16 protein-coding genes are annotated in these 20,553 nt (G+C 63.9%); 11 read left to right on the top strand and 5 right to left on the bottom strand.

Going from position 1 to position 20,553, the window contains the following annotated elements; all coding sequences use genetic code 11:
- Positions 1–2 precede the first annotated feature (2 nt).
- From M2427_RS04630 to M2427_RS04620, 3 genes are all read left to right on the top strand, one after another.
- Positions 3–1,622: an ABC transporter ATP-binding protein gene (locus M2427_RS04630; protein WP_280705214.1), complete on the top strand. Its 1,620-nt coding sequence runs from the start codon at positions 3–5 to the stop codon at positions 1,620–1,622.
- A gap of 133 nt (positions 1,623–1,755) precedes the next feature.
- Positions 1,756–1,953: a hypothetical protein gene (locus M2427_RS04625; protein ID WP_280705222.1), complete on the top strand. Its 198-nt coding sequence runs from the start codon at positions 1,756–1,758 to the stop codon at positions 1,951–1,953.
- A complete protein-coding gene (locus M2427_RS04620; RefSeq protein ID WP_280705000.1) occupies positions 1,950–2,159 on the top strand; it encodes a hypothetical protein in 210 nt (69 codons plus the stop codon). Before M2427_RS04625 ends, M2427_RS04620 begins: the two co-directional genes overlap by 4 nt.
- A 58-nt stretch (positions 2,160–2,217) precedes the next feature.
- Here the strand turns inward: M2427_RS04620 and M2427_RS04615 are convergent, their stop codons facing one another.
- Complete coding sequence (locus M2427_RS04615; RefSeq protein ID WP_280704998.1) at positions 2,218–2,517, bottom strand: hypothetical protein; 300 nt, start codon at positions 2,515–2,517, stop codon at positions 2,218–2,220.
- Between the two features lie 120 nt (positions 2,518–2,637).
- A complete protein-coding gene (locus M2427_RS04610; RefSeq protein WP_280704997.1) occupies positions 2,638–2,991 on the bottom strand; it encodes a hypothetical protein in 354 nt (117 codons plus the stop codon).
- A gap of 249 nt (positions 2,992–3,240) precedes the next feature.
- Here M2427_RS04610 and M2427_RS04605 point away from each other — a divergent pair, with 249 nt between their 5' ends.
- The 5 genes from M2427_RS04605 (at position 3,241) to M2427_RS04585 (ending at position 10,343) form a co-directional block, all read left to right on the top strand.
- Positions 3,241–5,472, top strand: coding sequence for a fused MFS/spermidine synthase (locus tag M2427_RS04605; RefSeq protein WP_280704996.1), 2,232 nt, complete (start codon positions 3,241–3,243; stop codon positions 5,470–5,472).
- Positions 5,473–5,563: 91 nt separating this feature from the next.
- Positions 5,564–5,884 carry a hypothetical protein gene (locus M2427_RS04600; RefSeq protein WP_280704995.1) on the top strand — a complete coding sequence of 107 codons (321 nt, stop codon included), beginning with the start codon at positions 5,564–5,566 and terminating at the stop codon, positions 5,882–5,884.
- Between the two features lie 223 nt (positions 5,885–6,107).
- The gene (locus M2427_RS04595; protein WP_280704994.1) at positions 6,108–6,830 is read left to right on the top strand and encodes an outer membrane beta-barrel protein; all 723 of its coding nucleotides are present in this window, start codon (positions 6,108–6,110) and stop codon (positions 6,828–6,830) included.
- Between the two features lie 168 nt (positions 6,831–6,998).
- Entirely contained in the window at positions 6,999–9,152 is a 2,154-nt protein-coding gene (locus M2427_RS04590) for a methyl-accepting chemotaxis protein (protein WP_280704993.1), read from the top strand.
- A gap of 129 nt (positions 9,153–9,281) precedes the next feature.
- The gene (locus M2427_RS04585; RefSeq protein WP_280704992.1) at positions 9,282–10,343 is read left to right on the top strand and encodes an MBL fold metallo-hydrolase; all 1,062 of its coding nucleotides are present in this window, start codon (positions 9,282–9,284) and stop codon (positions 10,341–10,343) included.
- An 18-nt stretch (positions 10,344–10,361) separates the two neighbouring features.
- Here the strand turns inward: M2427_RS04585 and aroQ are convergent, their stop codons facing one another.
- Entirely contained in the window at positions 10,362–10,793 is a 432-nt protein-coding gene (gene aroQ / locus M2427_RS04580; protein ID WP_280704991.1) for a type II 3-dehydroquinate dehydratase, read from the bottom strand.
- Between the two features lie 247 nt (positions 10,794–11,040).
- Here aroQ and hemA point away from each other — a divergent pair, with 247 nt between their 5' ends.
- Entirely contained in the window at positions 11,041–12,270 is a 1,230-nt protein-coding gene (hemA, locus tag M2427_RS04575; protein WP_280704990.1) for a 5-aminolevulinate synthase, read from the top strand.
- A gap of 270 nt (positions 12,271–12,540) precedes the next feature.
- Entirely contained in the window at positions 12,541–16,050 is a 3,510-nt protein-coding gene (locus M2427_RS04570; protein ID WP_280704989.1) for a PAS domain-containing hybrid sensor histidine kinase/response regulator, read from the top strand.
- Between the two features lie 25 nt (positions 16,051–16,075).
- On the opposite strand, the gene M2427_RS04565 is transcribed toward M2427_RS04570, so the two are convergent.
- Together M2427_RS04565 and M2427_RS04560 are read right to left on the bottom strand one after the other, a co-directional pair.
- The gene (locus M2427_RS04565; RefSeq protein WP_280704988.1) at positions 16,076–17,107 is read right to left on the bottom strand and encodes an alpha/beta hydrolase; all 1,032 of its coding nucleotides are present in this window, start codon (positions 17,105–17,107) and stop codon (positions 16,076–16,078) included.
- 980 nt (positions 17,108–18,087) lie between these two features.
- Positions 18,088–20,241, bottom strand: a complete 2,154-nt coding sequence (locus M2427_RS04560) for a PAS domain S-box protein (RefSeq protein ID WP_280704987.1) — start codon at positions 20,239–20,241, stop codon at positions 18,088–18,090.
- Between M2427_RS04560 and M2427_RS04555 the strand changes: the two genes are divergently transcribed.
- Positions 20,218–20,550, top strand: coding sequence for a hypothetical protein (locus M2427_RS04555; protein WP_280704986.1), 333 nt, complete (start codon positions 20,218–20,220; stop codon positions 20,548–20,550). The genes M2427_RS04560 and M2427_RS04555 overlap by 24 nt on opposite strands.
- The last annotated feature ends 3 nt before the right edge of the window (positions 20,551–20,553 follow it).

Below are 20,553 nucleotides of genomic sequence, written 5' to 3'. Positions count from 1 at the left end.
TGATGACCGCCCCGCCCGCCGTTTCGATCAAGAATCTGCGGATCGCGCTGCCGAAGGGCGCCGAGCGTCCGTTCGCCGTCGACGGCGTCTCGCTCGACCTTCGGCCCGGCAAGATCGTCTGTGTCGTCGGCGAATCCGGCTCCGGCAAGTCGATGTGCGCGCATGCGCTGATGGGCCTGCTGCCGGATACTGTCAGCGTCACCTCCGGCGAGATCCAGTTCGAAGGCCGCGACCTGCTCAGGCTCGACGACGACGGCTGGCGCGATCTGCGCGGCCGCCGGCTCGCGATGATTTTCCAGGAGCCGATGACAGCGCTCAATCCGTTGATGCGGATCGGCGACCAGATGGCGGAGATGTTCGAAGCTCACGGCCTGCTGACGCCGAAGGAGCGGCGCGCAAAGGCGCTGTCGCTGGCGCGCGAGGTCGGCCTGCCCGACCCTGAGCGTATCGTCCGCGCCTATCCGCACCAGCTCTCCGGCGGCCAGCGGCAGCGCGCCATGATCGCGATGGCGCTCGCGCTCGAGCCGGCCGTGCTGGTCGCGGATGAGCCGACCACCGCGCTCGACGTCACCACGCAGGCGCAGATCCTGAAGCTGATCCGCAATCTCCAGCGCAACCACAACATGGCGGTGATGTTCATCACCCATGATTTCGGCGTGGTCGCCGACATTGCCGACCAGGTCGTGGTGCTCCGCCATGGCAACGTCGTCGAGGAGGGCCCCGCTAGCGCTGTCTTCAACGAACCGCAGCACGACTACACCAAGGCACTGCTCGCCGCAGTTCCGTCGATGCACCCGCCGGCGCGCGCGCCGCTCGACGATCAGACCAGGGCGGTCGAGGTGATCGGGCTGGACAAGACTTACGTCACGTCCGGCGGATGGTTTCGCGAAGATCGCCGCGTCGATGCCGCCCGCGCAGTAAACTTTAACATCCTCAAGGGCGAGACGCTCGGCCTCGTCGGCGAATCCGGCTCTGGCAAATCCTCGGTCGCGCGCCTCGTGATGCGGCTGATCCAGGCCGACCGCGGCACCGTGCGGATCGGCGATACCGATCTGACGCAACTCTCGGGCAAGGCGCTGCGCGCCGAGCGCCATCGCATCCAGATGATCTTCCAGGATCCATTCGCCTCGCTCAATCCGCGCCGCAAGATCGGCCACATCATCGCCGACGGCCCGATCGCGGCCGGCACCGATCCCAAGGTCGCATTCGATCGCGCCCGCGATTTGCTGAAGATGGTCGGCCTCGACAGCGGCGCCCTCGAACGTTATCCACACGAATTCTCCGGCGGCCAGCGCCAGCGCATCGGCATTGCGCGCGCCCTCGCGCTCGAACCCGAGATCATCGTCGCGGACGAAGCGGTCTCCGCACTCGACGTCTCCGTGCAGGCGCAGGTGCTGAAGTTGCTCGAAGACCTCAAGGCGCGTCTTGGGCTCTCGATGCTGTTCATCACTCACGATTTACGCGTTGCCGCGCAAATCTGCGACCGCATCGCAGTGATGCAGCGTGGCGCCATCGTCGAACTGAAGCCGACGGCGCAGCTGTTCGCGTCGCCCGAGCATCCCTACACGCGCGAACTGCTCGCGGCGGTGCCGGGGCAGAAGGAACGCGGACCGGCGGCGTGAAGCGCGGTTCCCTCCGGTATCCCGATCCCACCTAGGAACGGATTGGTCACGGGCTTTTTATCCCTTGTGACCGCGTGCACGGCTGCAAAGACGACGCCGGCATCCCACATCTGCATGGAATGATTTCCATCATATGATGATGGATGTGACATCTATTGGAGGCGATATGGGCCAGATTATTCAGTTTGTTTCGAAATCCGAACGCGAGCGTCTTCGCCTCATCCAGGAGGCACGCGCGATCTATGACAGCATCTTCCCGCCGGCGGACCCGGCCGGCGAACAATCGAGCGAAGCCAAAGCGCGCCAGAGCGACAGGGGCAACCTCGCATGATCAAGATCATTGCCGTGCTCTGCAGCCTCGCCTCCCCATCGAATTGTCACGAGCAGCTCGTCACCAGCTCCGACTTTGCAGAGGTCTCGGTACAATCCTGCCTGATGGGCGCGCCGCAACTCGCTGAATGGATGAACCAGCATCCGGCCGAACGTCTCGCGGCCTGGCGCTGCGTGATCGGTCGGCAGAACGGCCGCGGAATTTAGTGCACAGCGGCGCTTTGACTCGTCTGCGCCCGAGGCGTCGCGCCGTCACGCCTGATTCTCACTTCGGATTGGTGTTGCTCCAGGTCGGAACCGCGTTGGTGACCCCGACCGACGGCCAATTATATGTTCCGATCGATGGCGCCGTCACCGTGCCGACCGTCTGTCCTGACGACCCGTAGGTCGGCCTCGGCTGGGTCGCGGTCGCGGTCGCGGTCGCGCCAGAGCTTCCATAGGTCGGAGCCAGCACGCTCGTGCTTTGGTACCTGTGCGACCGGTACTTCCTCGCTTCAGCCGCGAAAGGCGCCATGACGAACCCGGTCGCGACGAGCGCGGCAATGACGAGCCTGGTCGTTGTCATGGCAGATCCCTTCTTCGTTGGCTGCGGGCCTCTTGTCGCATGTGTTCATCCGCCAGCGATTTTCCCATAGGCTCTCGTTCATAACTCCGTGCGCGGAAATGTGCCGGGACGTCGTGACGATCAGCGCCGCTTCGGGCGGTACGCCGTGCTGGCGCGGCCATGGCGCTCCTTCACGGTCGCCACCGAATGCATCAACTCCTTGAACGCGGCGATTGCCTTGTTGTCTCCGAGCGCTTGTCCAGGATGTGCTTCGAGATGTTCGATGACCACAAGCAGCGCATCCGCAACCTGGCCGATCTGCTTGCCGTAGCTTCCGACGTCCGACAGCACGTCCTTCTCGACATCAGGCGCAGAGGATTGCCCGATCGTGATGTTGATGAGGCCGTACTGGCCGCCGGTCGGGCTGAAGAATGACGTGATCGGGTTGATGGACTGCACGACGTCCCCCGACAAGGGCAATTTGAACACAGGCATCCGACACCCTCCTGATGTGTGTTTTGACTAGGTCGCCCGGCAATTGGGAACCTAGCACAACCTGTCCGTGCCTGGGACGGCCACGCTACCAGCTCGACTGTCCCGAAAATGAACCCGCCATTCGCCTTCGCTTAACCCTGTCCGCGGATGGCAAGGTCAACGGACGCCATCCCGATACATTGCGCAATCTGCCGCAACCTTTGCTTACCCTTCCGCCCCCTACCGTGACAGGCGGAGGGGAAGTTCCAGATGACGACGATCGAGTTGCCCGCGGCCTCGCCGCCTCAAGCCGCCGCGACGGCACGCATCCGAATCCTCCGCATCCTGTTCTTTTTTTCCGGCTTTCCGGCCTTGATCTACCAGCTCACCTGGCAGCGCAGCCTGTTCCGGATTTTCGGCGTCAACACGGAATCGGTGACCATCGTGGTCACTGCCTTCATGCTCGGGCTTGGCCTTGGCAGCCTTGCCGGCGGCTGGCTATCGAAGCGTGACGGCATCAAGCCGCTGCTGCTGCTCGGGATCATCGAGCTCGCGACCGCCGCCTTTGGCCTGGTGTCACTGTCGATCTTCGACCTGGTCGGCCACCTCACGGCCGACATGTCGCTGCCGGCCATCGCGATCATCAACCTGTTGCTGGTGCTGGTTCCGACGCTGTTGATGGGGGCGACGCTTCCGATCCTGGTCTCTTTCCTGGTCCGGATGTCCGGCCAGATCGGCAGCGCGGTCGGCGCGCTCTATTTCGTCAATACGCTCGGCGCAGGCGCAGCCTGTCTGGTCTCGGCGGTGCTGGTCTTTCCCTTCCTCGGCATGCACGGCGCGATCATGATCGCAGCCGGGATCAACACCGTCGTCGGCGCCGGCGCCATCGCGGCACACATGCTGAGCCGCGCGCCGGCCGCATCAGGACCTGAAGCTGCGGTCCATCGGACCGTAATGCCGGTGCTGGGCATGGGCTTCGTCGCCGCGCTTGCGGCCGCCGGCGGCTTCATCTCGCTGTCCTACGAGATCTACCTGTTCCGCACCATTTCCTTTGCCTCGGGCTCGAGCTCGCTCGCCTTTGCCATCACGCTCGGCAGTTTCCTGATCGGCATCGCGGTCGGCGCACAACGGGCCGGGCAGATCTGCGAGACCCGTTCGGCCAGGGACGCGATGGCGAGCGCGGCGATGGATCTGGTCTGGGCCAATGGCTTCGCCGCGGCATTCCTGCCGTTGATGACGCAGCTGGCCGCCAACGTCGTCGCCATGCTGGTCGTCGCCGTGATCGCGACCTACCTGATCGCCCGGCAATGGGGCGCGCTGCTGCCCTATCTCTCGCAATTCGGCATCGCCGTCGACGCCCGCGCCGGTCAGCGGACCGCGCTGCTCTATTTCTCCAACATCATCGGCTGCGCCGCTGGTGCCGTATTGACCGGCTTCGTGCTGACCGATCATTTCGGCCTGAAGCAGATGGCGGTGTTGCTGCTGGTGGCGGGAACGGTGTGTGCACTCGTGCTCGCTTTTGCCACTCCGGCCGCGACGCGCCGGGAGCGGCTGCGCTTCGGCGCCATCGCAGCAGCCGTCCTCGTGCTCGGTATCGCCGCCAATGCGCTGTTCGCGCAGCGGCTGCTGGAAAATCTCCAGAGCAAGTCGATCGCCAACCATGATTTTGCCGAGGTCGTGGAAAACCACAGCGGCATCATCACCGTCGACACCGACGGCACGGTGTTCGGCAACGGCATGTATGACGGCGCCTTCAATACCGACGTCAAGCATGACCGCAACGGCATCATCCGACCCTATACGCTGAGCCTGTTCCACGCAGCCCCGCGCGAAGTACTGATGATCGGGCTCGCCTCGGGCTCGTGGGCCCAGGTCATCGCCAACAACCCCGACGTCGCCTCGCTGACCATCGTCGAGATCAACCGCGGCTATCTCGAGATCATCGCGGGGCAAGACAACGTCAAATCCGTTCTCGCCAATCCCAAGGTGAAGATCATCGAGGACGATGGCCGGCGGTGGCTGAGCCATCATCCCGAGGCGCATTTCGACGCCGTGGTCGTCAACACCACATGGCACTTCCGCGCCAACGCGTCCAACCTGCTGTCATCCGAATTCATGGAGCTAGTGAAGCGACATCTCAACGACGGCGGCATCTACCTCTATAACACCACCAATTCGCGGCGTGCCCAGCGCACCGCCTGCACTGCTTACGCCTATGGCGCCCATTTCCTCAACCACATGGTGGTGTCGCAGTCGCCGATCGACTGGAACTACGCCCGCTGGCGTCGGACGCTCGAAGCCTACAGCATCGACGGCAAGGCCGAATTCGCCGCCGGCAACGCGGCCGACCAGGCCGTGCTCGACCGGTTGATGACCGACTACCGCAAGGACGGCCCGATGTTCGAGCAATGCCCGCAGCTTCTCGCCGCGACCGCAGGCAAGACGCCGATCACCGACGACAATATGGGCACCGAGTGGCGCTACTTCCTCGACCTGGAATAATTGAAGGACAATACGCGTGCTGTCATCGCCACAGGATCAACCCGAATCAGGCCTAGCGCGTTCCGCTCAACGCATTCTCGGAACGAACAGCATGACCGGTGCCGAACTGAAGCAACTCCGTGACGACCTCTCCGACGCGATCGAGCGCAAGCTCACTGCGGCCGACATGGCGAGGCTGTGTGCGTTGCCGGAGAAGGGCGGCGCCGACACGATCCGGCGCTGGGAGGTGCGCGGTCCGACACCAGCCGCAACCAAGGTGTTGCGCGTGCTCGCGATGGCGAGCGAGCGCTATCCGATCCTGGAGAAGTTCGACATCTTCGACCGCCACGACGTCCGCGAGGAAGACCGGCCGGCAAAGCGCGCTGCCTTCCGCGCGCAGATGCGCGATGAAGTGCGGCGGCGTCTTGGTTAACGGAAGACGCGCGCAGGTTACCGGACGAGACTCGAATTAAGTCTTCCTTCACCACTTCTTAAGCCGACATTAAGCACGAAAATCATTTGCAGCCCAATAAGTTAGGTTGGGCGCCGCTGTGCCACGCATGTGACAGCATTTTCGTCAAAAGCAAGCTATCTGCAAAACCAACGCAGCGCGGACTGACGCGCTTGCCGGGGACCTTAGTGCTGGAGTGAGGACGATGAAGAAGATTCTGTTTGCGACCGTTGCGCTGCTCGCGGTGAGCGCGGCTGTGCCGGCGTTCGGTGCCGATCTCGGCGCCCGCCCCTATTACAACAAGGCGCCGGCCTATGCCGCCCCGATCTACAACTGGACCGGTTTCTACATCGGTGCGCATCTCGGCGGCGCGTTCTCCAGCGACAGCAATTTCAACGGCCTCTCGACCGGTAACAACGGCAACGGCCGTTTCCTCGGCGGCCTGCAGGCCGGTGCGGACTGGCAGGTCAATCCGAACTTCGTGGTCGGCGCCGAAGCCCAATATTCCTGGCTCTCCGGCAATGTCGGTGCAGTGTTCCCGGGCGGCGTAGCCTACACCAACAACCAGCGCGGTCTCGGCTCGATCACCGGCCGCGTCGGCTACACCTGGGGCCCGGGCCTGGTCTACGTGAAGGGCGGTTACGCCTATTCGGACAACAATGAGAAGGTGACGATCGGCGGCGTGCCGGCCGCCTTCATCATCACGGGCGATCACAGCAACGGCTACACCATCGGTGCCGGCCTCGAATACATGTTCGCTCCGAACTGGTCGGCCAAAGCCGAGTACCAGTACTATAATTTCGGCGACGCGCGCTTCACCGCGGGTCCGCTGGTCGGCACCGGTAACTTCACCACCGACGACCACACCTTCAAGGCCGGCGTCAATTACCGCTTCAACTGGGCGAGCCCGGTCGTCGCGCGCTACTGATCGCGCCTGAAATAATCCTTCGAGATCAAGGGCCGGCAGTGATGCCGGCCCTTTCCTTTTTTCGCTCTGCGGAACTGCCAAGCATTTGTGCAACTTGCGATTTTTTAACCCGGCCCGAGGATACTGCGCGGCGAAAATACAAAGATTACGCGTGTGGGGGAATTTTCGATGGCGATCCGTCTGGGCGTTGGCAGTGTCCTTGGCCGTTTCAAGCCGCGCTTCAAAATGCCGAAATGGGGCCTGCGTGGCAGCCTGATTGCGGCCTTCGCCGTGATTGCGGGCATGGGCCTCGTGATCGCCGCCGGCGCCGGCTTCGTCTTCAACCATCTGGGCTCGACCATGATGGACCTAAGCGGCCGCGACATCCCGCGCCTCTCCGCCAGCCTTCAGCTCGCCTCGCAGAGCGCGACGCTCGCAGCGCAAGGCCCGGGCCTGCTGGCTTCTCCCAGCGACGATGCGCTGAGCGAGCGCACCAAGAACGTGAAGGACATCCAGCAGCAGGCGATGGCAAAGCTCGGTGAGATTATCGAACTCGGCGCCGACCAGCAGACCGCGGCCGCGCTGCGCGACACCGCCAAGAGCATCGACGAGGCCACGCAGAGCCTGGTCTCGGCGGCCCGCGAACGGCTCGACACCGGCGCGCTGCACGAGAAGCAATATGAAGCGCTGCGCAAGGCGCAGATCGTGTTCGTCGGCGCCGCCGGCCCCGCGATGCTGGACGCACAGACGCGCCTGAACGCGATCCTCGGTTCGGCGGAAGTGTCGGCCGACGATGCCACCGAAGCCGCCCGCACCGTCGCCCAGGTCTCGACCATCTCCGCCAACGGCAATCTGATGGCCGCCGACATGATGGCGGCACTCTCGGCCAACAGCAGTGACACGCTCGAGGCGATCGAGAAGGAATTCAAGACGATCCGAGAGCGCGTCAAGTCCAACCTCGAGGACCTCCCGAATATTCCCTCGATGCAGGCCGTGCGCGGAGCCGTGGAGAAGCTGTTCGCCTTCGGCGAAGGCAAGACCGGCGTGTTCAAGATCCGCCAGAAGGAGCTCGATTCCATCGACTACGGCCAGACCATCCTGGACGAGACCCGCAAGCTCAATGTCGGCCTCGGCATCAGCGTGCAGGCGCTCGTCGACGGCGTGCAGAAGGAGACCAACGCGTCGACCTTCCAGGCGCGCCAGGAGATCTCGCTCGCCACGACCGCAATGCTGGCGCTGGGCGGCCTCACCTTGATCGGCTCGGCGCTGTTCGTCTGGCTCTATGTCGGCCGCAACATCCTGCGCCGCATCCGCGAGCTTCAGCGTGCGATGCAGCTGCTCTCGGCCGGCGACCTCGACACCGAGATCGTCCGCTCGCGCCAGAACGACGAGATCGGCGCGATGAAGGAGACGCTGACGGTATTCCGCGACAGCATGATCGAAGCCCGGGCGCTTGCGGGTGAACAGGACAAGGATCGTGTCGCCAAGGCCGAGCGTGCCGCGCATATGGAGGCGAAGATCGCGGAGTTCGAGGGCACGGTGCGCAGCGCGCTCGACAATCTGGCGCAATCGGCCAATTCGATGCAGGCGACGGCGCAGAGCATGTCGACCACCGCCGACCAGTCCAACGCGCTGGTGAACGCGGTCGCTTCCGCCGCCGAGGAGACCTCGGTCAACGTGCAGACGGTGTCGTCGGGCACCGAGCAGCTGTCGTCCTCCATCGAGGAGATCAGCAAGCAGGTCGTCACCTCGGCCGCGATCGCCAAGAAGGCGGTGGACGAGGCCGGCGCCACCGACGCCACGGTGCAGAGTCTCGCCGACAGCGCCAGCCGCATCAGTGTCGTGGTCGACCTGATCCAGACGATCGCATCGCAGACCAATCTGCTCGCGCTCAACGCCACCATCGAGGCGGCGCGCGCGGGCGAGGCCGGCCGCGGCTTTGCGGTCGTGGCGTCCGAGGTAAAGAGCCTCGCCAGCCAGACGGCGAAGGCGACGGAAGAGATCCGAACCCAGATCGCCAGCATGCAGCAGGTCACGACCTCGGCTGTCGGCGCCATCCAGGGCATCGGCCGGATTATCGGCGAGATCGACAACGTCACCACCACGATCGCAGCCGCGGTCGAGGAACAGGGGGCAGCGACCCGCGAGATCGCCCGCAACATTCAGCATGCGGCCGGCGGCACCAGCGAAGTCTCCAGCAACATCGTCGGCGTCTCCACGGCTTCGGCTGAAGCCGGCACTGCGGCCAACGAAGTGCTGAGCGCGTCCGACGCGCTGCGCCGCGAGGCCGACATGCTGCGCGGGGAAATCGACGCGTTCCTCAACAACATGCGGGCAGCGTAAGCCCCTGTCCCGCGGCCCGGATTGAGTAAATCCGGGCCGCGGAAAACAGCCTGGAATGACCGCTATGCGCGCTCGCTTCGCGTCCTTTTTCGGCTGGCGCGGCGAGCCCGGCAGGTTTAAGCCGGTAGCATGAACGCAAAAACCGACACCGTGCAGTCCTCGGCCGAGGCCCTGCGCTATCCCTGGGAACAGCATCCCGGCCCCGAAGAGATCGTCGAGGTCAGGCCCGGCGTGCTGTGGGCGCGGCTGAAGCTGCCGTTCCGCCTCAACCATGTGAATATCTACCTGCTCGCCGACGGCGACGGCTATGCGATGGTCGATGCCGGCTTCGGCAACGAGGAGACGATCGAGGCCTGGACCAAGCTGTTCGAAGGCCCTCTGAAGGGCGTCAACATTACGCGCCTGATCGTCACGCACTCGCACCCCGACCATGTCGGTCTCGCCGGCTGGATCGTCGAACGGTTCAACTGCCCGCTGGTGATGTCGCAGGTCGAGTATCTGCAATCGGTCTATCACCAGAATCGCGGCACCGAAGAGCGGCGCGAGGCGCAGCGGCTGTTCTTCCGCCGCCACGGCATGGACGAGTCCCTCACCGAGAAGCTGCTCGGCCGCGGCCAGGATTATCTCAAGCGCGTCTCCGTGCTGCCGCCGTCCTACCGCCGTATCTCGCACGGCGACGAGGTCGTGATCGGCACGCGCCGCTTCAAGGTGATCACCGGCGGCGGGCATGCGCTCGACCAGGTGATGCTGTATTGCGCCGACGACAAGCTCTTCCTCTCCGCCGACCAGGTGCTGAGCAAGATCTCGCCCAATGTCAGCGTATGGGCGGTCGAGCCCGACCAGAACTCGCTCGGCGAATACCTGGCTTCGCTTGCGAGCCTCACAACCACCCTGCCCTATGACCTGCTGGTGCTGCCCGGCCACGGCGTCCCGTTCTACGGGCTCAAGACCCGCATCAAGCAGCTCGCCGATCACCACGAGGAACGCTGCCGCCTGATCGCGGAAGCCTGCCGCGAGGTGCCGCAAACCTCGCGCGCGCTGGTGCCCGTCGTGTTCAACAAGCACGTGCTCGACGAGCACCAGATGGGCTTTGCCGCCGGCGAGCTCGTCGCGCATGTGAACTACATGATCGTCGAGGGCCGGCTGACGGCCGAGACGAAGGACGGCGTCCTCCAGTTCAGGACAACGTGAGCGCCGCCGAGCGGCAACTCACTTCATATTCGCGATCGCGTGCAGCGCCGCGATGTAGCCGAACGGCCCGAGCCCGCAGATCACGCCGGTCGCCACGAAGGAGATCTTCGAGTGGCGATGATATTCGTCGCGGGCGTGGATATTGGAGATGTGGACCTCCAGCACCGGACCTTCGAACGTCTTGATCGCGTCCATGATCGAGACCGAGGTGAAGGAGAGGCCGGCCGGATTGATGACGATGGCATCGGCGTCCTGCCGCGCCGACTGGATCAGATCGACCAGCACGCCTTCATGGTTGGACTGGTGAAAGGCAAGCTTGAGCCCGAGCCTGGCGGCCACCTCCTCGCAGCTCGCATTGACCTCTTCGAGCGTCGTGGTGCCGTAGATGTGCGGCTCGCGAATGCCGAGCATATTGAGGTTGGGACCGTTGAGGATCATCACGCGTTTCATGGACACGTCCTTTGAGGAGTTGACCGACGAACCGCCTGGCCGAGCCAGGCCGGCACGCGCAGCACATGTTGCACAGCAGCATCGGAGGCCGTCGCGAACTTGATCGGGATCAAGTTTCAAATCGCACGATAGGGCATTTTGCCCAAATGCCCCTCACGGCCAAATGTGGGATAGCGCATAGACATTGGAGTTGGAAAAGCTCTAAGGATAGGCGCTTCTTTGGTCAGTTCCGTCTCAGGTTGCCCCGATGGATTACGCCCAGTTCTTCAATTCCGCCCTTGATCGCCTCCATACCGAGCGCCGCTATCGCGTGTTCGCCGACCTGGAGCGTACCGCGGGCCGGTTCCCGCATGCGGTCTGGCACTCGCCGAAAGGCAAGCGCGACGTCGTGATCTGGTGCTCCAATGATTATCTCGGCATGGGCCAGCACCCGAAAGTGGTCGGCGCCATGGTCGAGACCGCGACCCGCGTCGGCACCGGCGCGGGCGGCACCCGTAATATTGCGGGCACGCATCATCCGCTGGTGCAGCTCGAGGCCGAACTCGCCGACCTCCACGGCAAGGAAGCGGCGCTGCTGTTCACCTCGGGCTACGTCTCGAACCAGACCGGTATCGCGACCATCGCGAAGCTGATTCCGAACTGCCTGATCCTGTCGGACGAGCTCAACCACAATTCGATGATCGAAGGCATCCGCCAGTCCGGCTGCGAGCGCGTCGTGTTCCGCCACAACGACCTCGCCGATCTCGAAGCGCAGTTGAAGGCCGCGGGTCCGAACCGGCCGAAGCTGATCGCCTGCGAGAGCCTGTATTCGATGGACGGAGACGTCGCCCCGCTTGCCAGGATCTGCGACCTCGCCGAGAAATATAATGCGATGACCTATGTCGACGAGGTCCATGCCGTCGGCATGTACGGCCCGCGCGGCGGCGGCATTGCCGAGCGCGACGGCGTCATGCATCGCATCGACATTCTCGAAGGCACGCTGGCGAAAGCGTTCGGCTGTCTCGGCGGCTACATCGCCGGCAACGGCCATATCATCGACGCCGTGCGCTCTTACGCGCCGGGCTTCATCTTCACCACCGCACTGCCGCCGGCAATCTGCTCGGCCGCGACCGCCGCGATCAAGCATCTGAAGACCTCGAATTGGGAGCGGGAGCGTCACCAGGACCGCGCCGCGCGCGTCAAGGCGATCCTCAACGCCGCCGGCCTCCCCGTCATGTCGAACGACACCCACATCGTGCCGCTGTTCATTGGCGACGCCGAGAAGTGCAAGCAGGCCTCGGACATGCTGCTCGAGGACCACGGCATCTACATCCAGCCGATCAACTATCCGACCGTCGCCAAGGGCACCGAACGCCTGCGCATCACGCCCTCGCCCTATCATGACGACGGCCTGATCGATCAGCTCGCCGAAGCGCTGCTGCAGGTATGGGACCGCCTCGACCTGCCGCTGCGCGAAAAGTCGCTGGCGGCGGAGTAATCCGTCGTCCTGGCGAAGGCCAGGACCCATTACCTCGATTGCTGATTGTTGCGGCTCGCTGTGGCCACTTGCGTGCCATAAACCAATTTCCGTGGCTATGGGTCCTGGCCTTCGCCAGGACGACGTTGGGGTTGGCACCTTAACTTCAACGCCAGTTCCCGCCCGCACCCCGCCATTTCGCTGTCGCCTCTCCTCGTCCAACGCGCTAGATTTGCTGGGAAAATGAGATCGGGCGCGGGTTGTCGCGCCCAGGGAGAGAGCCCCCGACCCATGCTGCACGACTGGGGCGTGATCGTTGCCGCGTTCGGCTATATCGGCTTCCTGTTCCTGGTGGCGAGCCATGGCGACCGCCGCTCGCCGGCCGGACCCGGCCGCGCGTCCGGACTGATCTATCCGCTGTCGCTGGCGATCTACTGCACCTCCTGGACCTTCTTCGGCTCGGTCGGCTTTGCCACCCGCACCTCGACCGACTTCCTCGCAATCTATGTCGGCCCGATCCTGATGATCGGGCTCGGCGCCGGCGTCTTGCGACGCGTGATCCAGCTCGCGAAAGCGCACAACATCACCTCGATTGCCGACTTCATCGGCGCGCGCTACGGCAAGAGCCAGGCGGTGGCGGCGACCGTGGCGCTGATCGCCATCATCGGCTCGGTGCCCTACATCGCGCTCCAGCTCAAGGCGGTGGCCTCCTCGCTCGAAGTCATCCTCAGCGAGGACCAGGCCTTCTCCCACATCCCGATCCTCGGCGACATGGCGCTGATGGTGACGCTGGCGATGGCGGCCTTCGCGGTGCTGTTCGGCACGCGCCAGGCCGACGCCACCGAGCACCAGCACGGCCTGATGCTGGCGGTCGCGACCGAATCCATCATCAAGCTGGTCGCCTTCCTCACCGCCGGCATCTTCGTCACCTTCTGGATGTTCTCGCCGCATGAACTGATCGAGCGCGCGATGAAGACGCCGGAGGCGGTACGCGCCATCGACTACTCGCCGTCGATCGGCAACTTCCTCACCATGACGCTGCTGTCGCTGTGCGCGATCATGCTGCTGCCGCGGCAGTTTCACGTCAGCGTGGTCGAGAATTCCTCGGATGCCGAGGTCAGCCGCGCGCGCTGGCTGTTCCCGCTCTATCTCGTCGCCATCAACGTGTTCGTGATCCCGATCGCGCTCGCCGGCCTCGTCAGCTTCCCGTTCGGCGCGGTCGACCCCGACATGTACGTGCTGGCGCTGCCGATGGAAGGCGGCGCGGGACTGCTCAGCGTCGCCGTCTTCGTCGGCGGCCTGTCGGCCGCGACCGCGATGGTGATCGTCGAATGCGTCGCGCTGTCGATCATGGTCTCCAACGACCTCGTCGTGCCGCTGGTGCTGCAACGACGGCCCGAGGGCCGCACTGGGGCCACCGATTTTGGCGACTTCCTGCTGCGCTCGCGGCGGCTCGCCATCTTCGCCATCATGGTGATGGCCTATTTCTACTATCGTGCGCTCGGCAACACCCAGCTCGCGGCGATCGGCCTGTTGTCCTTTGCCGCCATCGCGCAGCTCGCACCGAGCTTCTTCGGCGGGTTGTTGTGGCGACGGGCAACGGCGCGCGGCGCCATCGGCGGCATGCTGGTCGGCTTTGCACTGTGGTTCTACACACTGTTCATGCCGAGCTTCATGGACTCTTCGACGGCAGGCATCCTGCTGCTTCAGCACGGCCCGTTCGGCATCGAGGCGCTGCGGCCACAGGCGCTGTTCGGCGCCGATTTGCCGCCGCTGATGCATGGCGTGGTCTGGTCGCTCTCGCTCAACATCCTCACTTACGTGCTGCTGTCGCTGGCACGGCGGCCCTCGTCCATCGAGCTCGTGCAGGCCGATCTGTTCGTACCCGACACGCTCGCCCCGATCGCCCCGAATTTCCGCCGCTGGCGCACCACCATCACCGTGCAGGACATCCAGACCACGGTCGCGCAATATCTCGGGCCTGAGCGCACCCAGCACTCCTTCGAAGCCTTCTCGGCACGACGCAACATGCGGCTGGAGCCGGGAGCACCGGCCGATTTCGAGCTGCTGCAGCACGCCGAGCACCTGATCGCCTCGTCGATCGGAGCGGCGTCCTCGCGGCTCGTGATGTCGCTGCTGCTGCGCAAGCGCACGGTCTCCGCGAAAGCCGCGCTGAAACTGCTCGACGATTCCCATGCGGCACTGCACTTCAACCGCGAAATCCTCCAGACCGCGCTCAACCATGTGCGCCAGGGCATCGCGGTGTTCGACGCCGATTTGCAATTGATCTGCTCCAACAGGCAGTTCGGCGACCTGCTCAACGTGCCCCCGCACTTCATCCAGTTCGGCACGCCCTTGCGTGAAATCCTGGAATTCATGAGCGTGAGCGATCCTGCCGATCAGTCCAACCGCGAGGCGATGATCGAGCAGCGGCTCGTGGCCTATACCACCGACGGCGAGCCCTACCTCGAACGACTTCCCGAACGGCATATGGTGATCGAGGTGCTCACCAACCGCATGCCCGGCGGCGGCTTCGTCATCACCTTCACCGACGTCACGCCGACCTTCGAGGCGGCCGAAGCGCTGGAGCGCGCCAATGCGACGCTGGAGAAGCGCGTGCGCGACCGTACCGAGGAGCTGACGCGGCTGAACTCGGAGCTGGCGCTGGCCAAGAGCAGCGCGGAGGACGCCAGCATCTCCAAGACGCGGTTCCTCGCGGCCGCCAGCCACGACATTTTGCAGCCGCTGAACGCGGCGCGGCTCTATGTCACGAGCCTCGTCGAACGCCAGCACAATGGCGAGGAGACGCGGCTGGTCGAAAACATCGACGAGTCGCTGCAGGCGATCGAGGAGATCCTCGGCGCGCTGCTCGACATCTCCAGGCTCGATGCCGGCGCCATGGCAACCTCGATCTCGAGCTTCAAGATGGCCGACCTGATGCGCTCGCTGGAGATCGAGTTCGCGCCGATCGCACGCGCCAAGGGCCTCGACCTCACCTTCGTGCCCTGCTCGCTGCCGGTCGAATCCGACCGGCTGCTGCTGCGGCGGCTGCTGCAGAATCTGATCTCGAACGCGATCAAGTACACGCCGCGCGGGCGCGTGCTGGTCGGCTGCCGCCGCCGCGGCGCCTCGCTCAAGATCTGCGTCTACGACACCGGCGTCGGTATCCCCGCGGTCAAGCGCGGCGAGATCTTCAAGGAGTTCCATCGCCTCGAGCAGGGCGCGCGGATCGCGCGCGGACTGGGGCTGGGCCTCTCGATCGTCGAGCGGCTGGCGCGCGTGCTCAACCACGGCATCGCCATCGACGCCAATGCGAGCGGCGGATCGCTGTTCTCCGTGACGGTGCCGACGGCGAAGGCCGTGACGCTGACCGCGGCGGTGACCAGCGCAACGCCGCTGGCGCGCACGCCGATCTCGGGCGCGCTGATCGTCTGCATCGAGAACGACGCCGCGATCCTCGACGGCATGCGGACGCTGCTGAAGGCCTGGGATGCCGAGGTGATCGCGGTCGCCGATCCCGAGGGCGCGATCTCCGCGATCGAGGCGGCCGGCAAGCGCGTCACCGGGCTGCTGGTCGACTATCACCTCGACCGCGGCAACGGCATCGCCGCCATTCGCGACATCCGCCGCCGCTTCGGCGACACCATCCCGGCGATCCTGATCACCGCCGATCGCAGCCCCGCGGTGCAAATGGCAGCGCGCGACGAGAGGATCGCGGTGCTGAACAAGCCGGTGAAGCCGGCTTCGCTGCGTGCCCTGCTCGGGCAATGGCGGACGCAGCAGATGGTGGCGGCGGAATAAGACAGGCCGCCGCCATCGACAATTCTCAGGCGCCGCCGTCGACATCGATGACGGCCTTGGCGAAGGCCTGCGGTGCCTCCTGCGGCAGATTGTGACCGATGCCGCCGGTGATCAGGCGGAAGTCATAACGGCCGGAGAACTTCCTGGCATAGGCGCTGGGATCGGGGTGCGGCGCGCCGTTGGCGTCGCCTTCCATCGTGATGGCAGGCACACTGATGACGGGACCAGCCGCAAGCTTCTTTTCGATCTCCTCGTACTTCGCCTCACCCTTTTCGAGCCCGATCCGCCAGCGGTAATTGTGGATCGAGATCGCGACATGGTCCTTGTTCTCGAAGGCCTTGGCGCTGCGATCGAAGGTGGCGTCGTCGAACTTCCACTGCGGCGAGGCCAGCTTCCAGATCAGCTTTGCGAAATCATGCGTGTACTTCCCGTAGCCGGCGCGGCCGCGCTCGGTGGCGAAATAGAACTGGTACCACCATTGCAACTCGGCGGCCGGCGGCAGCGGCGCGCTGCCCGCGGCCTGGCTGGAGATCAGATAGCCGCTGACCGACACCAGAGCGCGGCAACGCTCCGGCCACAGCGCCGCGATGATATCGGCCGTGCGCGCGCCCCAGTCGAAGCCGGCCAGCACAGCCTTCTTGATGTCGAGCGCGTCCATCAATGCGACGATGTCCGCCGCCAGCGCGCCGGGCTCGCCGTTACGCAGCGTCTCGCCGGAGAGGAAGTTGGTCGAACCGTAGCCGCGCAAATAGGGAATGATGACGCGATAGCCGGCCTGGGTGAGGATCGGCGCGACGTCGACGAAGGCATGAATGTCGTAGGGCCAGCCGTGCAGCAAGATCGCGACCGGGCCGGTCGCTGGGCCCGCTTCCGCGTAGCCGACATCAAGCACGCCGGCGTTGATCTGCTTGATCGTGCCGAAGGAGGCATTCGACGCGAGGGATGGCGCGGTTGCCGTTTCGGCGCGCGCGAGGTCGATCGCGCCGAGACTCAATGCAACAGTCCCGGCTGCGACGCCGAGGAACTGACGGCGATGCTGATCGATCATCTCTGTCATGGTCTTGGTCCTTTGATCGTTACTGACGTCGCCGCCGCCGGGCATGTATTTTGGCTGATGAGCGCCGCGTTGCAGTTACGCAACTGACTACCAGCCTGTTACGCAGGACGCCCGTTTGGACTTGTGAGATGTTGTGAGGCAGGCATGGAACTCGTTTGCAGGAGCTGCATAGGCTTGCGGAGGGGAACCCGCGTCAATGCACGCCCCTGTGAGTTTACTGAGCCGCTGCTGCACGACATCGTCATTGCGATCCTCCAATGGGCATTTCGATTCGCAGACACGCCTTCGCGCTCCCGCGGCGCATTCGCCCGAGTTTTGCTTCACGCTCGCTCCCTCTGAAAGACAAAGGGCGCAGGGAAGGCCGGGTGCTGACCTGGCACCCACGGTCTGCTGCGCGAAGATGTAGCGCAAAGAGACCGCACAGCAGCATACAGGTGTGGCCGAACACACGGCCTTCCCTGCGCGATGGTCGGACGGCTTATGCCGTGCTCTCCCGGGAGCCGAATTCCTTCTGGCCTCCCTCGTGCTTGCGGAAGGTACCGGCACCGCGCCGGTTGGCGCGAATGCCGCATCCACAAGGCTTGGCCGTAGCGACGACGGCCGGGACCACACGGTTTTGCCGTACGCGAGCACACCCTGCTTCGCCAAGAGGCTTCGCAGGGCTTCGGCGCCGTTCGTACAACGCGGCTTGCGAGACGCTCACGGGGTTCGGCTCAATCCATCGCCCGGCCCTGCGCTCACATCCGCGACGACGCTGCCCACGTCCACCGCGACCCGATCCGCGGCTCGTGACGACGTACGACCGCCCCTTTTCGCCGGATCAGGATGGGCGATACATACGACAAATCCGAATTTCGGTAAAGTGGAATATTTTGGATCGTGGGGGTTGACCGAGGCTTTGCTGTTTTGCCGGACCAGCGCCCCCAGACCTTGTGGTTTTGCGCCCGCTGGCCGGGGCTCTTGCGCCGGAAGCGCCTCAGTCATTTCCGGTCCAGGATCTCGCGCACCTTCAGCGCGAGTCTTGCCTGAGTAACAGGCTTTTCCAGCAGGTCTACGCCCTCGTCGAGCCGCCCCTGGTGAACGACTGCGTTGCGCGAATACCCCGTCATGTAGAGAATGCTGAGATGCGGCCTGATCTGCTGCGCGCGCCTTCCCAACTCGCGACCGTTGATGCCGGGCATGACCACATCGGTCAGAAGCAGATCGACGTGCTGTTCTTCCTGCAGCAGGATGGTCAAGGCGGCTTGTGCGCTGCCAGCAGACAAGACCCGGTAATTGAGATCTCGCAACACGTCCGAAATGTAGGCCCGGAGATCGGCATCATCTTCAACGACAAGAATGGTCTCGACGGAGGCGCCTTCCGATATGAACTCGTCCACATCATCCGAAGCAGGATGCGCAATGCCGACATAGCGGGCGAAATACATTTTGATGCTGGTCCCCTCCCCCACCTCGCTGTAGATCTTCACGTGGCCGCCGGACTGTTTGACGAAGCCATAGACCTGGCTGAGACCGAGTCCGGTTCCGTGCCCTGGCTCTTTCGTCGTAAAGAAGGGTTCGAACGCATGATTTAGGACCTCTGGCGTCATGCCGGAGCCCGTATCACTCACGCTGATCACGACGTACTGGCCTGCGGTGACTTCCGGATTGGAGCGCGAATAATCGTCGTCCGCGGAGACATTGGTCGCCTCGATCGTCAGCTTTCCGCCGTTCGGCATCGCGTCGCGGGCATTGATCGCCAAGTTGACGATCGTCGATTCCAAATGGTTCACGTCCACCTCGATCTGCCAGAGGCCAGCGCCACCGACTGTCTGCACCTCGATACGTTCACCGAGCGTGCGCTGCAGGAATTCCTGCAGGCCGCTCAGGAAGCCGTTGAGGTTGATCGGCTTGGGATCGAGCGCCTGGCGGCGCGAAAACGCCAGCAACCGGCTTGTCAGCGCAGCAGCGCGCTGAGCGCCACGTTTCGCATTCGCCAGCGCGCGGTGCAGGTTTGGCCCTCCGACGTTTCGGCTGTTGCGTTCGGCGTTTTCGAGGTTTCCCAAAACGATCATGAGCAGGTTATTGAAGTCGTGCGCGATGCCGCCGCTCAGCTGTCCGACCGCTTCGAGCTTCTGCGATGCGACGAGCTGTTCCTGGACGCGCTGAAGTTCGTCCTGCGCCTGCTTGCGCTCGGTCAGGTCACGCGTAACTTTTGCAAAGCCGATGATCGCGCCGCTCTCATCGGTAATGCGGTCGATGACAACGGAGGCCCAGAAGCGCGTGCCATCCTTGCGTACGCGCCAACCCTCGGCTTCAAACCTGCCTTTTTCGGCAGCCTCCGCCAGTGCGGTCCCTGGCACCCCGTTGTCACGGTCCTCAGGCGTGTAAAAGGTGCTGAAATGTCGGCCGATGATTTCTTCCGGCGAGTAACCCTTGATCCGCCGAGCACCGGGATTCCAGGTTGCCACGTTGCCGGAGGGATCGAGCTGAAAAATAGCGTAATCGACCACGGCTTCCACGAGCCGGCGGTAGCGTCTCTCGCTTTCCAGGAGATCGTTCTGAGCCTGCTGTCGTTCGGTGATGTCGCGCGTCACCTTCGCATAGCCGATCAGCCTGTTGTTCTCGTCGCGAATTGCGTCGAGCACGACGAGGGCCCAGAATCGGCTGCCATCCTTTCTGACACGCCAGCCCTCCGAAGCGAGGCGACCGGTATCTGCGGCTGTTGCCAGCGCTCTACCGGGCAGACCTTTGTCCCGATCTTCAGGCGTGTAGAAGATCGAGAAGGATTGTCCGATGATCTCGTGAGCCGAATATCCCTTGAGGCGTTCCGCGCCCTTGTTCCAGGTCCGGATGGCGCCGTCGGGATCAAGCATGAAGATGGCGTAATCAACGATCCCGTTGATCAATAACTCAAGATCTCGGGAATCCGCGGCTGCGTTTGTTTTCATTGATTGCGACTCGAAGGGCGGAAGGCGGATAACCTCAAATTTCGTCGAGAGTTCCAGCGAGAACAACCGTGGACGCGGTTCCGTCCTGTTGGCTGGATCGGCCGCACGATTCAACCTGATCAGCCCTTGCACCGTGATCCAAAGCCGCCTGGCCGTCGTATTGGCCATGGTGGACAAAAAATGAAGCTGGACAACATTGTGCAATTTCCTTCTCCCGACCCCAATCGGTCGGCAGAGGACGCTGCTGCGGAGATCACGAACCTGTCGGACGAACTGGCTTCGGTGCTCTCCAAAGATGAATCGGGCGGGCTCGGCGAGCAGTTGAGCCGTGTTGAGAAAGCGACTTTCCTGTTGGACAGAATTAGCCAGCTCGTCTCGCGGGGAAGCGATCGGTTGCGCGCAAATGAGACGGCCAAACGGATCGCTCATTCAATTGCCGAGCTACGAAGGGACTATGTGAACCGCCTGGAGCAAAAGCCCGCATCCAACGACCAGCCAGGTGAAGCTGGGTAAAGC

Source organism: Bradyrhizobium sp. BR13661 (genome assembly GCF_029892425.1).
Lineage (GTDB): Bacteria > Pseudomonadota > Alphaproteobacteria > Rhizobiales > Xanthobacteraceae > Bradyrhizobium.
Note: the sequence above shows the minus strand (reverse complement) of the source record. Positions and strands in the feature narration are given on the sequence as shown.

Bases quoted from the DNA above. Each gene is read 5' to 3' on its own strand.
- M2427_RS04630 (WP_280705214.1), top strand. From the start codon at position 3: ATGACCGCCCCGCCCGCCGTTTCGATCAAGAATCTGCGGATCGCGCTG.
- M2427_RS04625 (WP_280705222.1), top strand. From the start codon at position 1,756: ATGATGATGGATGTGACATCTATTGGAGGCGATATGGGCCAGATTATT.
- M2427_RS04620 (WP_280705000.1), top strand. From the start codon at position 1,950: ATGATCAAGATCATTGCCGTGCTCTGCAGCCTCGCCTCCCCATCGAAT.
- M2427_RS04615 (WP_280704998.1), bottom strand. From the start codon at position 2,517: ATGACAACGACCAGGCTCGTCATTGCCGCGCTCGTCGCGACCGGGTTC.
- M2427_RS04610 (WP_280704997.1), bottom strand. From the start codon at position 2,991: ATGCCTGTGTTCAAATTGCCCTTGTCGGGGGACGTCGTGCAGTCCATC.
- M2427_RS04605 (WP_280704996.1), top strand. From the start codon at position 3,241: ATGACGACGATCGAGTTGCCCGCGGCCTCGCCGCCTCAAGCCGCCGCG.
- M2427_RS04600 (WP_280704995.1), top strand. From the start codon at position 5,564: ATGACCGGTGCCGAACTGAAGCAACTCCGTGACGACCTCTCCGACGCG.
- M2427_RS04595 (WP_280704994.1), top strand. From the start codon at position 6,108: ATGAAGAAGATTCTGTTTGCGACCGTTGCGCTGCTCGCGGTGAGCGCG.
- M2427_RS04590 (WP_280704993.1), top strand. From the start codon at position 6,999: ATGGCGATCCGTCTGGGCGTTGGCAGTGTCCTTGGCCGTTTCAAGCCG.
- M2427_RS04585 (WP_280704992.1), top strand. From the start codon at position 9,282: ATGAACGCAAAAACCGACACCGTGCAGTCCTCGGCCGAGGCCCTGCGC.
- aroQ (WP_280704991.1), bottom strand. From the start codon at position 10,793: ATGAAACGCGTGATGATCCTCAACGGTCCCAACCTCAATATGCTCGGC.
- hemA (WP_280704990.1), top strand. From the start codon at position 11,041: ATGGATTACGCCCAGTTCTTCAATTCCGCCCTTGATCGCCTCCATACC.
- M2427_RS04570 (WP_280704989.1), top strand. From the start codon at position 12,541: ATGCTGCACGACTGGGGCGTGATCGTTGCCGCGTTCGGCTATATCGGC.
- M2427_RS04565 (WP_280704988.1), bottom strand. From the start codon at position 17,107: ATGACAGAGATGATCGATCAGCATCGCCGTCAGTTCCTCGGCGTCGCA.
- M2427_RS04555 (WP_280704986.1), top strand. From the start codon at position 20,218: ATGAAGCTGGACAACATTGTGCAATTTCCTTCTCCCGACCCCAATCGG.